Annotated in this window: 12 protein-coding genes; 4 read left to right on the top strand and 8 right to left on the bottom strand. The window is 67.4% G+C overall.

The window, feature by feature from the left end; translation table 11 throughout:
* Positions 1-133 precede the first annotated feature (133 nt).
* Positions 134-1,018: a LysR family transcriptional regulator gene (locus POR01S_RS16745; RefSeq protein WP_027600234.1), complete on the bottom strand. Its 885-nt coding sequence runs from the start codon at positions 1,016-1,018 to the stop codon at positions 134-136.
* An 83-nt stretch (positions 1,019-1,101) separates the two neighbouring features.
* On the opposite strand from POR01S_RS16745, the gene POR01S_RS16740 reads away from it, so the two are divergent.
* From POR01S_RS16740 to POR01S_RS16725, 4 genes are all read left to right on the top strand, one after another.
* The gene (locus POR01S_RS16740; protein ID WP_027600233.1) at positions 1,102-1,434 is read left to right on the top strand and encodes a DMT family transporter; all 333 of its coding nucleotides are present in this window, start codon (positions 1,102-1,104) and stop codon (positions 1,432-1,434) included.
* Positions 1,435-1,496: 62 nt separating this feature from the next.
* The gene (locus POR01S_RS16735; RefSeq protein ID WP_042137152.1) at positions 1,497-2,672 is read left to right on the top strand and encodes an NAD(P)/FAD-dependent oxidoreductase; all 1,176 of its coding nucleotides are present in this window, start codon (positions 1,497-1,499) and stop codon (positions 2,670-2,672) included.
* A complete protein-coding gene (locus tag POR01S_RS16730) occupies positions 2,669-3,484 on the top strand; it encodes an aldo/keto reductase (RefSeq protein WP_027600231.1) in 816 nt (271 codons plus the stop codon). Before POR01S_RS16735 ends, POR01S_RS16730 begins: the two co-directional genes overlap by 4 nt.
* 100 nt (positions 3,485-3,584) lie before the next feature.
* A complete protein-coding gene (locus POR01S_RS16725; protein ID WP_007162117.1) occupies positions 3,585-4,481 on the top strand; it encodes a hypothetical protein in 897 nt (298 codons plus the stop codon).
* A gap of 13 nt (positions 4,482-4,494) precedes the next feature.
* Here POR01S_RS16725 and POR01S_RS16720 read toward each other — a convergent pair whose 3' ends face one another.
* From POR01S_RS16720 to POR01S_RS16690, 7 genes are all read right to left on the bottom strand, one after another.
* Positions 4,495-5,238, bottom strand: coding sequence for a TIGR00266 family protein (locus tag POR01S_RS16720; RefSeq protein ID WP_042137150.1), 744 nt, complete (start codon positions 5,236-5,238; stop codon positions 4,495-4,497).
* Positions 5,239-5,557: 319 nt separating this feature from the next.
* A complete protein-coding gene (locus POR01S_RS16715) occupies positions 5,558-5,878 on the bottom strand; it encodes a chaperone modulator CbpM (RefSeq protein WP_042137148.1) in 321 nt (106 codons plus the stop codon).
* Positions 5,878-6,822 (bottom strand): curved DNA-binding protein, encoded by a 945-nt coding sequence (gene cbpA, locus POR01S_RS16710; protein WP_042137146.1) that lies wholly within the window; start codon positions 6,820-6,822, stop codon positions 5,878-5,880. Before cbpA ends, POR01S_RS16715 begins: the two co-directional genes overlap by 1 nt.
* A 64-nt stretch (positions 6,823-6,886) precedes the next feature.
* Positions 6,887-7,894: a transporter gene (locus POR01S_RS16705; RefSeq protein ID WP_007160974.1), complete on the bottom strand. Its 1,008-nt coding sequence runs from the start codon at positions 7,892-7,894 to the stop codon at positions 6,887-6,889.
* Between the two features lie 116 nt (positions 7,895-8,010).
* A complete protein-coding gene (gene lysS, locus POR01S_RS16700) occupies positions 8,011-9,513 on the bottom strand; it encodes a lysine--tRNA ligase (protein WP_007160973.1) in 1,503 nt (500 codons plus the stop codon).
* Positions 9,514-9,632: 119 nt separating this feature from the next.
* Positions 9,633-10,728 (bottom strand): peptide chain release factor 2 gene (gene prfB / locus POR01S_RS23725; RefSeq protein ID WP_100168977.1). Its coding sequence is split into 2 segments (ribosomal slippage): positions 9,633-10,655 and positions 10,657-10,728, totalling 1,095 coding nucleotides; the frame shifts between segments, so codons are not numbered across the junction.
* A gap of 100 nt (positions 10,729-10,828) precedes the next feature.
* Entirely contained in the window at positions 10,829-12,451 is a 1,623-nt protein-coding gene (locus tag POR01S_RS16690; RefSeq protein ID WP_042137144.1) for an MFS transporter, read from the bottom strand.
* Positions 12,452-12,466: the final 15 nt, after the last annotated feature.

The following is a 12,466-nucleotide window of genomic DNA, read 5'->3' as shown; positions in this document are numbered from 1 at the left end:
CGGCGGGAAAGGGATGAGTCGAGTATTGCAGCCCGGGCGACCTGGCGCTGGTCAAGCTGGCCCACGGATCTGGCCAGAATGGGTGTTCGTTGGAAAGAGTTGTGGGCGAGTGCTGGAAGCCCAACACGTCGATTCAACCGATCGCCCGCAACTCTTCCGCCAGGCGCTGCGCCAGCCAGCGCGCCGCCGGTCCCGGTGCGGCGTTGCGGCGCCAGGCCAGTTCCACCACCAGGGCCGGCGGTACCCAGTCGCAGGCCAGTTCGGCCAGCAATCCCTGGTAGGTGGGATAGCGCGCCACGTGCCGTGGCAGCCAGCCCCAGCCCAGGCCACGCATCAGCAATTCGGCGAGCAGGTAGAAGCTGTCGGCGCGCCAGACCTGGGGGGCGATCTGCTCGCCGCCGGGATAGGGATTCTCCAGCGGCGCGATCAGCAGCTGACGATGACGGGCCAGTTCGCGGCGGCCCACGCCCTGCTGGCGCGCCAGGGGATGCTGGGCGCCGCAAGCGGTGACCTGGGCGACATCGCCCAGGGCCTGGCGCTCCAGGGCCGCGGGCATGTGCTCATGGCGAAACAGCAGGCCGAGGTCGGCCTGGTCGGTCAGCAGCTTGCGCGCCACATCGCCCTGGGCGCCGCTGGTGAGCTGGACCTCCAGGTGCGGAAAGGCCACGGCCAGGGCGTCCAGGGCATCGAGCACCGGCTGGTAGGGCATGGCCTCGTCCAGGGCCAGGCGCAACAGCGGTTCCTGTCCAGCGCAGAGGGCCTGGGCCCGGCTGTCCAGCCGCTGGCACTGGCGCAGCACCTCGCGCGCCTCCTCCAGCAGGGCCAGACCGGCCGCGGTGATGACCGGCGTGCGCCCGTTGCTGCGCGTGAACAGCGCCACGCCCAGATCGGTCTCCAGCAGGGCGATGGCCGAGCTGATCGCCGATTGCGCCCGGCCCAGACGCCGCGCCATCGCCGAGAAACTCGCGCCCTCGGCGATGCCGACGAAGATCTCCAGCTGCTCAAGATTCCACTGCACGACCCATCTCCCCGATAGATAGGTATCAACTTTCACCCATCGCCCGGAAAGGCACAATGGGGCCTTCTACAGGAGGAAGCCCCATGAGCGGATACATCTACCTGGCCATCGCCATCGCCGCCGAAGTCGTCGCCACCACCTCCATGAAGGCCATCAGCGGCTTCAGCAAGCCGCTGCCGCTGATCCTGGTCGTTTGTGGCTACGGGCTGGCCTTCTGGATGCTGACCCTGGTGGTGCGCAGCATCCCGGTGGGCATCGCCTACGCCATCTGGGCCGGCCTTGGCATCGTGCTGGTGAGCATCGCCGCGGCCTTTCTCTACGATCAGAAGCTGGACCTGCCGGCCCTGCTGGGCATGGGGCTGATCGTCGCCGGGGTGGTGGTGATCCAGCTGTTTTCCGGCAGCACCGGGCATTGAGACCAGCGGCGGCGAGGAGCGTGTAAAATCCCCTCTTTGCCGATCACCCGAGCAGGCCGTTCATGTCCCAACCCTGGTCCACCGATATCCTCATCGTCGGCGGCGGCGTCGCCGGCCTCTGGCTCAACGCCCGCCTCCGACGCGCCGGCTACGCCACCGTGCTGGTGGAGACCGGCGCCCTGGGCGGCGGCCAGAGCGGCAAGTCCCAGGGCATCATCCATGGCGGCACCAAGTACGCCCTGACCGGGATGCTCACCGGTGCCTCCGAGGCCATCGCCGACATGCCGCGGCGCTGGCGCGAGAGCCTGGCCGGCAGCGGCGAGCTGGACCTTTCCAGCGTGCGCCTGCTCTCCGAAGCCCATTACCTCTGGTCGCCGGGCAGCCTGGCCGGCAACCTCACCAGCTTTTTTGCCAGCAAGGCGGTGCGCGGCCGGGTGGATGCCGTCAAGGGCGACGAACTGCCACCCGCCCTGCGCGACCACGCCTTCAAGGGCAAGGTCTATCGCCTGGCCGAACTGGTGCTGGACGTGCCCAGCCTGGTCGCGCGCCTGGCCGAGCTGGCCGGCGACAGCCTGCTGGCCGGGCATGAGCTGCAACCGCTGCGCGAAGCCGGCGAACTGACCGGCCTGGTGGTGGACGGCCAGCCCATTCGCGCCCGCCGCATCGTGCTCACCGCCGGCGCCGGCATGGCCGATCTGCTCCAGGCCCTCGGTCTCGAACAACCGGCCATGCAGCGCCGCCCGCTGCACATGGTGGTGGTCAAGGGCCCCATGCTCAAACCCCTCTATGCCCACTGCCTGGGCGGCGGCCCCAAGCCGCGGGTGACCATCACCAGCCACCCCACCGCCGACGGCCAGTGGCTGTGGTACCTGGGTGGCGACCTGGCCGAAGCCGAGGGCGTGGCGCGCGAACCCCAGGCGCAGATCGCCGCGGCGCGCGAGGAGTTGCAGCGCCTGCTGCCCTGGATCGACTTCGCCGGCGCGCGCTGGGCGACCCTGCGCGTGGATCGCGCCGAGCCGGCGCAATCCGGACTGGTGCGTCCGGACAATGCCTTTCTCGCCGAGGAAGGTCGTCTGCTGGTGGGCTGGCCGACCAAGCTGGCCCTGTCGCCCGACCTGGCCGACCGCGTCCTGGCCAATCTCGACCGCGATGGCATCGCGCCGGGACAGCACCCCGCCCTGCCCGCCCATCCGCAACCGCCGGTGGCCGCGCCCTTCTGGGAGGAGCTGTTGCCATGAGTCTGCGCACCCTACACGGTCTGCAGCGTCCGCTGGGCAGCACCGGTCTCGAGATCTCCCCGCTGGGTCTGGGCACGGTCAAGTTCGGGCGGGACCAGGGCGTGAAGTATCCCAATGGCTTCACCATCCCCGACGACCGCAGCGCCGCGGACCTGCTGAGTCTTGCCCGCGAACTGGGGATCAATCTGCTGGACACCGCCCCGGCCTATGGCCGCAGCGAGGAACGCCTGGGTCCGCTCTTGCGTGGCCAGCGCCAGCACTGGGTGATCGCCAGCAAGGTCGGGGAGGAATTCGAAGATGGCCTGTCCAGCTTCGACTTCAGTCCGGCCCACACCCGCCGCTCGGTGGAACGCAGCCTGCAACGCCTGGAAACCGACTGGCTGGACCTGGTGCTGGTGCACTCCGATGGCAACGACCTGGCCATCCTCCAGGACAGCGGCTGCTACGAGACCTTGGCCGAGCTCAAGCGCGAGGGGCTGATCCGCGCCTTCGGCTTTTCCGGCAAGACCGTCGCCGGCGGCCTGAAAGCCCTGGAAGCCGGCGATTGCGCCATGGTCACCTTCAACCTCAACGAAGACGCCGAGATCCCGGTGATCCAGGCCGCCGCCGCCCAGGGCAAGGGCATCCTGATCAAGAAGGCCCTGGCCAGCGGTCACGCCGTGCTCGGCGCCGGCCAGGATCCGGTGCGGGCCAGCTTCGCCCGGGTGTTTGGCGAGCCCGGGGTGAGCAGTGCGATAGTCGGCACTATCGATCCCCTGCACCTGTCACATAATGTCCGTACCCTGGCCGAAGTGATCACCGCTCGGCCCTGATCCAGAGCGTTTCGCTGAACCCTTGCCTTCGTCCGCTGGACGCCCCGCCCGGCTTGCCCGGGACGGCGCGTCCGCGGCATACAACAAACAGGAGTCGGCCATGCCCCAGCTCATCGCCCGCCACAATCCCAAGGCGTTCAAGACCCTGCCCCTTTCGGTCGAGGCCAACCATGACGGCCTCACCTACCAGGCCCTCGGCCAACCCCTGAATTTCAGCGAGATGCTGGAGCGGCGCAAGCCCATCGAGATCGACGATGCCCAGCACTTCAGCGCCAGGCTCGCCAATCTGGGGGTCTCGGTACGCCTGACGCTGAACTGGCAGGGCCAGGATCACTGGCTGCTGGTGCGCCAGCGCCGGCCCGATCGGGGCGACGTGGTGCTCAAGCTGATCTCCGGTTACATCCCGACCCACGAACTGGCGCTGCCGCTGCTCACCGCCGTCCAGGAGGTGGCCGAGGAGTGCCTGATCGAGACGCCGCGCGGCTGGCTGGCGGGACGCTTCGCCGACACCTGGCTGCCGACGCCCTATGCCCCGGCCCTGCCCTATCGCGAGGACGTGGCCTTTCGCCTGACCCCGCGTTCAGGCGCGGCGCGGCCAGTGCGCTGCGGCAGTCTGGCGCTGCTGGAACGCCCACGCGCCTATGTGCACACCCCCACCGCCTCGCTGCAACTGGTCTATGACCTGCTGCTGGAGCTGCCCAAGGAGTGCAAGGCGCCGAGTCTGTTCCACGTCGACGAGAAGATCGAGAACGGCCAGTTGCTGGCGCGCCTGGCCCGGCAACGCCCGGATCTCTATCTGGTCGCCCTGGACGACGGCAAGCCCACCGGCGAGCTCTATACCCTGTCCGCCGGCCAGCGCCTGCCGGTGTCGACCCGCGGCCTCTGGCTGTCGGAAAGCTTCGCCCGCCAGGACGGCTGGCTGGTCCACGACAGCCGGGTGCGCTGGCGCGACTGGCTGGAGCGCATGGCGCCCCAGAGCGCCTTGCAGCGGGCCTAGGGCAGGCGAAAGATCAGTCGCCACCGGCACGGCGTTCACCGACGCCGCCGCCGGCCGCGGCCTGGACCCGGCCAGCTAACCGCGAAAAGGGCAAGGTCTGGATCCACACCGTGCCGTGGCCGCTCAGGGTCGCCAGCACCAGGCCTTCACCGCCGAACAGCATGCTGCGCAGGCCACCCGCCAGCTTGATGTTGTAGTCGATGCCGCTGGTGAAACCCACCAGGCACCCGGTGTCCAGGCGCAGGGTCTCGCCCCTCAGCTCCTTGCGGATCACCGTGCCGCCGGCATGTACGAAAGCCATGCCATCGCCCTCCAGCCGCTGCAGGATGAAGCCCTCGCCGCCGAAGAAACCGGCGCCCAGGCGGCGGGTGAAAGCCACGCCGATGCGGGTGCCCTTGGCCGCGCAGAGAAAGGAATCGCGCTGGCAGAACAGGGCGCCGCCCAGGGCGGCGAGGTCCAGGGGTACCACCTGCCCCGGATAGGGCGCGGCAAAGGCGACGTGGCGCTTCTCGCGGCCGTCGTTGGTGAAATGGGTCATGAACAGCGACTCGCCGCCGAGCATCCGCTTGCCGGCGCCCCACAGCTTGCCGAGCAAGCCAGCGGAGCCATCGCCCATGCGCGCGGTGAAAGCTACGTCGGCCTCCATGTAGGTCATGGCACCGGCCTCGGCGATCACCGTCTCGCCCGGATCGAGGCCGATTTCCACCGCCTGCAGGGATTCGCCGAGGATGCGATGGTCGAGAATATGGCTGGGCATGGCCGTGGGACTCCTGGTGTAGCGTGGAAAACGGCACAGCCTTTTCCACTGTCCTGCGTATGGGCAAGGCGCGTGGAAAACGCTGCGCGGTTTTCCACCCTACAACATCGCGGCCATTACCGGCGCTACCTGGCTTCCCTCACCCCAGCCCTCTCCCGGAGGGAGAGGGGGATATCCGATGCAGATGGACATTCCGTAGGTTGGGTTGAGCGCAGCGAAGCCCAACCTATTGCAGCCCGTAGCGTGGAAAACGGCGCAGCCTTTTCCAGTGCCCTGCGAATAGGCGACGCGCGTGGAAAACGCTGCGCGGTTTTCCACCCTACGAATCGGCTCCCACGTCTCGCATTTCACCGGCGAAGCGCGCCAGGCGCTGGCGCAGGCGCTGGTTTTCCCGTCGCAGTTCTTCCACCTCATCCAGCAGGTGCAGGGCCAGGGCGGTGGCGGCCCAATCCAGTTCCAGCTCGCGCCTCAGGCGCACGGCGCGGCGGGCGCGGTGCAGGGCGCCGGTATCGAAGTGCCACTCGGCCGGACGCTTGCCCCGTTGGGGTGCCAGGATGCCGTGCTCGACGATCTCTACCACCACGGGCTCGCTCACCTCGCAGAGCACGCAGAATTCCTGCAGGACGATCAGACTGCTCATCAGACTTTCCTCCAGTTGCGGCGGGGATCGAAGGCCGCCCGCTCGGCCAGTTGGCGCCACAGCGCCTGGGTTTCTTCATCGCCCCTGGGCGGCATCACCACCTTGAGCAGGGCATGCAGATCGCCCTGCCCCGCCTTGCCGGCCAGGCCCTTGCCGCGCACCCGCAACCGCGCACCGTTCTGGCTGCCGGGCGGGATACTGAGCATGATCTGTCCATCCAGCGTCGGCACCTGCACCTTGGCGCCCAGGGCGGCTTCCCAGGGGGCGAGCGGGACGCTGACCACCAGATCCTGGCCGTCCACGTCGAACAGCGGATGGGGCACCAGGCGGATGACCAGGTAGAGATCCCCCGCCTCCGCGCCGCCGACGCCCGGCTCGCCCTGGCCTTTCAGGCGGATACGTTCGCCGTCGGTGCTGCCGGCGGGAATCTTGACGTTGAGGGTCTTGGTGGTCTCGCCGACGCGGCGGCCCAGCTCGTCGCGCTGCGGCAGCGTAAAGCTCAGCGGCTTGGTGCTGCCCGCCTGGCTCTCTTCGAGAAACAGCGGCAGCTCCAGCTCGATGTCACGACCCCGGCGGGCGAAACCGCCCTGCTGCGAGCGCCCGGCAGCACCGAACAGGGATTCGAAGAAGTCGGAGTAGTCCGCGCCGAAGCCGGCATGGGGATCGCTGTAGTCATCGCCTGAACCCGGCTGCCAGTCCGGCGGCACTTGGAAGCGCTCGCCCTGCTGCTGGTAGAGGCGTACCTGGTCGTACTCGGCGCGCTTGTGCGGATCGCGCAGGACGTCATAGGCCTCGGCCACCTCCTTGAAGCGGGCCTCGGCATCGGCCTCCTTGCTCACATCGGGGTGGTACTTGCGCGCCAGCTTGCGATAGGCGGTCTTGAGGGTCTTGTCGTCGACGTCGGGAGCGACGCCGAGCACCTCGTAGTAGTCCTTGAAGTCCATTGCGGTCTCCAGTAACGGTTCTCCTAGAGACCGCGGAGCGCCCCCAGGGGTTGCACGCAGCCGGTCAGTCGCCTCGCTTGCGAAAGGCCAGGGTGCCGGCCAGCACCGTGAAGGTCGCCACCAGCGCCACCAGGATCCAGAAACCATGGGGCGAATCGGCCAGCGGGATACCGCCGACGTTCATGCCGAAGAAGCCGGCGATGATGTTGATCGGCAGGGCCAGCACCGTGACCAGGGTCAGGGTGAACAGGGTGCGGTTGGTCTGCTCGGCGGAGGCGGCGGCGATCTCTTCCTGCAACAGCTTGAGCCGCTCCACCAGGGCGGCGAGGTCGTCCAGCACCCGGTCGAATTCCTCGGTGGCCTCGCGCAGGGTCTGGATGTCGTCGCGGCGCAGCCAGGCCGGCGGCCGGTTGAGCAGCCGCAGCAGGGAACCCGGCTCCAGGGCCAGCAGCCGTTGCAGCCGGACCAGGGCGCGTCTCAGGCTGCCCAGTTCGGCGCGACTGGCGGACAGCCGCTGGGACAGCAGGCGATCCTCGATGGCATCCACCTTGACCGTGGTGTCGCGGATGATGCCGGTCAGTACGTCGGCCTGGTCGCGCAGGAGGTGCACCAGCAGCTCCAGGGTCGAGCCGAAGCCCTCGCCGCGGCGTACCGCGTGGCGCAGGCGATCCACCGAACGCAGTGGCTGGGCCCGGGCGGTCACCAGCAGCCCCGGGCGGGCGCAGGCCCAGAGGGTGGCGACGTCCACCGAGACCTGGCCGTAGGCGAGGGTCACGTCGTTCACCACCCCGAGCAGGGTGTCGTCGGCCGGTTCCAGGCGGGTCGAGTGGGAACCGGCATGCAAGGATTCGAAGAATTCCTCGGGCAGCCCCAGGTGCTCGCGCATCCAGCGCTCGGCGGCGGCGTGGGCCAGGTTGAAGTGCAGCCAGCGAAATCCGCCCTCTTCCGCCTCCCAGGGATCTTCCGGCGCCATGGTCAGGGCCCGGCCCGGCTGGCCGGAGGTGAAATGATAGGCGTAGAGCAGCCCCAGCCGTTCGGCGGCCGGATGCAGGGGGATCAGCGTATTGGTCATGGCTACCTGCGGAGGGAACGCGACATCAGGGCTCTGTTAGCAGGTCCGGATGAACCTTTGATGACAGAGCCCCGGTCGGCAGGCGCCGGAGCGACGCCCCGGACGGGGCACCGTTCTTATTGCGGACGCATGTGCGGGAAGAGGATGACGTCGCGGATCGACGGCGAGTTGGTCAGCAGCATCACCAGGCGGTCGATGCCGATGCCTTCGCCGGCGGTGGGCGGCATGCCGTATTCCAGGGCGTTGATGAAGTCGGCGTCGTAGTGCATGGCCTCGTCGTCACCGGCGTCCTTTTCCTGGACCTGCAGCATGAAACGCTCGGCCTGGTCTTCGGCGTCATTGAGCTCGGAGTAGGCGTTGGCGATCTCGCGGCCGCCGATGAACAGCTCGAAGCGGTCGGTGACGCTGGGATTCTCGTCGTTGCGGCGCGCCAGCGGCGAGACCTCGAAGGGGTACTCGGTGATGAAGTGCGGCTGCTCCAGCTTGCTCTCCACCAGCTCCTCGAAAATCATCACCTGCAGCTTGCCCAGGCCTTCGTGGCCGAGCACCTTGGCGCCAGCCTTCTTGGCGATGGCGCGGGCCTTCTCGACGTCCTGCAGGTCTTCCGCGGTGATGTCCGGGTTGTACTTGAGGATGGAGTCGTACACCGACAGGCGCACGAAGGGCTCGCCGAAGTGGAAGACCTTGTCGCCATAGGGCACATCGGTGGTGCCGAGCACGGCCATGGCCAGTTCGCGGAACAGTTCCTCGGTGAGGTCCATGTTGTCGCGGTAGTCGGCGTAGGCCTGGTAGAACTCGAGCATGGTGAACTCGGGATTGTGCCGGGTCGAGACGCCTTCGTTACGGAAGTTGCGGTTGATCTCGAAGACCTTCTCGAAGCCACCGACCACCAGGCGCTTGAGGTACAGCTCCGGCGCGATGCGCAGGAACATGGCCATGTCCAGGGCGTTGTGGTGGGTCTCGAAGGGCTTGGCCGCCGCACCGCCGGGAATGGTCTGCAGCATGGGGGTTTCCACTTCGAGGAAGCCCCGCTCCATGAGGAAGCGGCGGATGTGGGCGATGACCTGGGAGCGTACGCGGAAGGTCTGGCGCACCTCTTCGTTGACGATCAGGTCGACATAGCGCTGGCGATAGCGCAGCTCGGTGTCGGTCAGGCCGTGGTGCTTGTCGGGCAGCGGTCGCAGCGACTTGGTCAGCAGGCGCACGTCGCTCATGTTGACGTAGAGATCGCCCTTGCCGGAGCGGGCCAGGGTGCCTTCGGTGGCGATGATGTCGCCCAGGTCCCAGGTCTTGACCGCTTCCAGGGTCTCGGCCGGCAGGGTCTTGCGGTCGACGTAGACCTGGATGCGCCCGCTGGTGTCCTGCAGCACCATGAAGGCGCCGCGGTTGAGCATGATGCGGCCGGCCACCTTGACCTTGATGCCCGCGGCTTCCAGCTCTTCCTTGGTCTTGTCGGCGTACTGCTGCTGCAGATCACCGGCCAGGCTGTCGCGGCGGAAGTCGTTGGGGAAGGGAATGGCCTGCTGGGCACGCAGCGCGGAGAGCTTTTCCTTGCGCTGGGCGATCAGCTTGTTGTCTTCCTGTTCCTGGGCTTGGGGGTCTAGGGGTTGTTCGCTCATGTCTGCTGTTTACCTGGGGAGTGCTTGCCGTAGGAGCGGCCCATGGCCGCGATCCTGGCCGCAGCCTGGGGGAGTCGCGGCCATCGCGGCCATGGGCCGCTCCTACAGAGATAAGTTGGTTAGATGCCCTGCTTGAGGCTGGCTTCGAGGTATTCGTCCAGATCGCCGTCGAGCACCTTGTCGCAGTCGCTGCGTTCCACGCCGGTGCGCAGATCCTTGATCCGCGAGGCGTCGAGCACATAGGAGCGGATCTGGTGGCCCCAGCCGATATCGGACTTGGAGTCCTCCAGCGCCTGGGAGGCGGCGGTGCGCTTCTGCATCTCCAGCTCGTACAACTTGGCCCGCAGCATCTTCATGGCGGTGTCCTTGTTGGCGTGCTGGGAACGCTCGTTCTGGCAGGCCACCACGGTGTTGGTGGGCACGTGGGTGATCCGCACCGCGGAGTCGGTGGTGTTCACGTGCTGACCACCCGCACCCGAGGAGCGGTAGGTGTCGATGCGCAGATCGGACGGGTTGATCTCGATGTCGATGTTGTCGTCGATCTCGGGCGAGACGAACACCGCGGTGAAGGAGGTGTGGCGACGGTTGCCCGAGTCGAAGGGACTCTTGCGCACCAGGCGGTGCACGCCGATTTCGGTGCGCAGCCAGCCGAAGGCGTATTCACCCTTGATGTGCACCGTGGCGCCCTTGATGCCGGCGACCTCGCCTTCCGACAACTCGACGATCTCGGCGCTGAAACCGTGCTGGTCGGCCCAGCGCAGGTACATGCGCAGCAGCATGTTGGCCCAGTCCTGGGCCTCGGTGCCGCCGGAGCCGGCCTGGATGTCCAGGTAGCAGTTGTTGGGGTCCATCTCGCCGCTGAACATGCGGCGGAATTCCAGCTTCTCGAGGATGCCGCGCAGGCGCTCCACCTCGGTCGCCACGTCATCGACCGCGCCCTGGTCTTCCTCTTCGGCGGCCATCTCCAGCAGGTCGCTGGCATCGGCCAGGCCACCGGTCAGCTCGTCCAGGGTCCCGACCACCTGGGCCAGCTGGGCGCGCTCGCGGCCGAGATTCTGGGCGTATTCGGGCTTGTTCCAGACAGCGGGATCCTCGAGCTCGCGCTCGACTTCGACCAGACGATCCTTTTTCAGATCGTAGTCAAAGATACCCCCGAATGGTCTGGGTACGGCTGGTGAGGTCCTTGATGCTGGTGACGATCGGGTTGATTTCCATGGGGGAAACACTCGCGAGAAAAGCTGTGGAAAAGCTCGCGAGTATAACCCAATCGGCTGCGAAACTCAGCGGGCGGCGGGCAGCGCCGCCCGCACGCGCCTCAATCGGCGTCGAGATCGCGATGGCGGGTTTCCGGCAGGCACAGCAGCCCCACCACCAGGCTGACGCCGGTGATCAGCACCGGGTACCAGAGGCCGTAGAAGATGTCGCCGGTATAGACCACCAGGGCGAAGGACACCGTGGGCAGGAAGCCGCCGAACCAGCCGTTGCCGATGTGGTACGGCAGCGACATGGAGGTGTAGCGGATGCGCGTGGGGAACAGCTCCACCATCAGCGCCGCCAGCGGTCCGTAGCAGAGGGTGGCGATCAGGATCAGGGCGAAGATCACCGCCACCACCATCGGCTTGTTGACCTGGGCCGAGTCGGCCTTGGCCGGATAGCCGGCGGCCTGCACCGCGGCGCGCAGGGCCGGTTCGTCGAAGCCGACGATGAGCTTGTCGCCGACGCTGACCTGCACCGCGTCGCCGGGCGCCGCGACCACGCTGCGGTAGGGCAGACCGCTCTTGGCCAGCAGTGTCTTGACCCGGTCGCAGGGACTGTCGAAACGCGCCTTGCCCACCGGATCGAACTGGAAGGTGCAGGTGGCCGGGTCGGCGGTCACCACGATGGGCGCCTGCTGGCTGGCCTGGTAGATCTGCGGATTGGCGTAGTGGGTCAGGGCCTTGAACAGCGGGAAGTAGAGCACCGTGGCCAGCAGCAGGCCGAGCATCAGGATCGGCTTGCGCCCGACCTTGTCCGACAGCCAGCCGGCGATGACGAAGAAGGGCGCGCCGAGGATGACGCTGATGATCAGCAGGTTGTTCGCCAGCACCGGATCCAGCTTGAGGGTCTGGGTGAGAAAGAACATCACATAGAACTGCGACAGGTAGAAGGTCACCGCCTGGCCGCCGTTGATGCTGAACAGCGCGATCAGCACCACCTTGAGATTGCTCCAGTTGGTGAAGGAATCGCGGATCGGCGCCTTGCTCTGCTTGCCTTCGGCCTTCATGCGCACGAAGGCGGGCGACTCGTGCATCGACATGCGGATCCAGGTGGAAATGGCCAGCAGAAAGATCGACAGCAGGAACGGCAGGCGCCAACCCCAGACCTCGAACTGGTCGCCGGTCAGATAGCGGCAGACCAGGATCACCACCAGCGACAGCAACAGCCCCAGGGTCGCGGTGGATTGCAGCCAGCTGGTATGGGCGCCGCGCTTGCCGGGCGGCGCGTGCTCGGCGATGTAGGTGGCGGCGCCGCCGTATTCGCCGCCCAGGGCCAGGCCCTGCAGCAGGCGCAGCACCACCAGGATGATGGGTGCGGCCACGCCGATGCTGGCGTAGGTGGGCAGCAGGCCGACGCCGAAGGTGGCGATGCCCATGAGGATGATGGTGGCGAGAAAGGTGTACTTGCGGCCGACCATGTCGCCCAGGCGGCCGAACACCAGGGCGCCGAAGGGCCGCACCACGAAGCCGGCGGCAAAGGCCAGCAGGGCGAAGATGAAGGCGGTGGTGTCGTTGACGCCGGCGAAGAACTGCTTGCTGATCACCGCCGCCAGGGCGCCATAGAGAAAGAAGTCGTACCACTCGAAGACGGTTCCCAGGGACGAGGCGAAGATCACCTTGCGTTCTTCGCGGCGACTGCTGGCCGCGCTGGGTTGGACCCGGGGTTGGGCATAGTCGGACATCGCACGTTCTCCTGA

Origin of the sequence: Pseudomonas oryzihabitans NBRC 102199 (genome assembly GCF_000730625.1) — a bacterium.
GTDB lineage: Bacteria > Pseudomonadota > Gammaproteobacteria > Pseudomonadales > Pseudomonadaceae > Chryseomonas > Chryseomonas oryzihabitans.
The sequence above is the reverse complement of the archived record's forward strand: the minus strand, read 5'-3'. Positions and strand labels throughout refer to the sequence as shown.

What these genes read in the sequence shown, in the direction of transcription:
- POR01S_RS16740 (WP_027600233.1), top strand. Translation starts at nt 1,102, where the DNA reads ATGAGCGGATACATCTACCTGGCCATCGCCATCGCCGCCGAAGTCGTC.
- POR01S_RS16735 (WP_042137152.1), top strand. Translation starts at nt 1,497, where the DNA reads ATGTCCCAACCCTGGTCCACCGATATCCTCATCGTCGGCGGCGGCGTC.
- POR01S_RS16730 (WP_027600231.1), top strand. Translation starts at nt 2,669, where the DNA reads ATGAGTCTGCGCACCCTACACGGTCTGCAGCGTCCGCTGGGCAGCACC.
- POR01S_RS16725 (WP_007162117.1), top strand. Translation starts at nt 3,585, where the DNA reads ATGCCCCAGCTCATCGCCCGCCACAATCCCAAGGCGTTCAAGACCCTG.
- POR01S_RS16720 (WP_042137150.1), bottom strand. Translation starts at nt 5,238, where the DNA reads ATGCCCAGCCATATTCTCGACCATCGCATCCTCGGCGAATCCCTGCAG.
- POR01S_RS16715 (WP_042137148.1), bottom strand. Translation starts at nt 5,878, where the DNA reads ATGAGCAGTCTGATCGTCCTGCAGGAATTCTGCGTGCTCTGCGAGGTG.
- cbpA (WP_042137146.1), bottom strand. Translation starts at nt 6,822, where the DNA reads ATGGACTTCAAGGACTACTACGAGGTGCTCGGCGTCGCTCCCGACGTC.
- POR01S_RS16705 (WP_007160974.1), bottom strand. Translation starts at nt 7,894, where the DNA reads ATGACCAATACGCTGATCCCCCTGCATCCGGCCGCCGAACGGCTGGGG.
- lysS (WP_007160973.1), bottom strand. Translation starts at nt 9,513, where the DNA reads ATGAGCGAACAACCCCTAGACCCCCAAGCCCAGGAACAGGAAGACAAC.
- POR01S_RS16690 (WP_042137144.1), bottom strand. Translation starts at nt 12,451, where the DNA reads ATGTCCGACTATGCCCAACCCCGGGTCCAACCCAGCGCGGCCAGCAGT.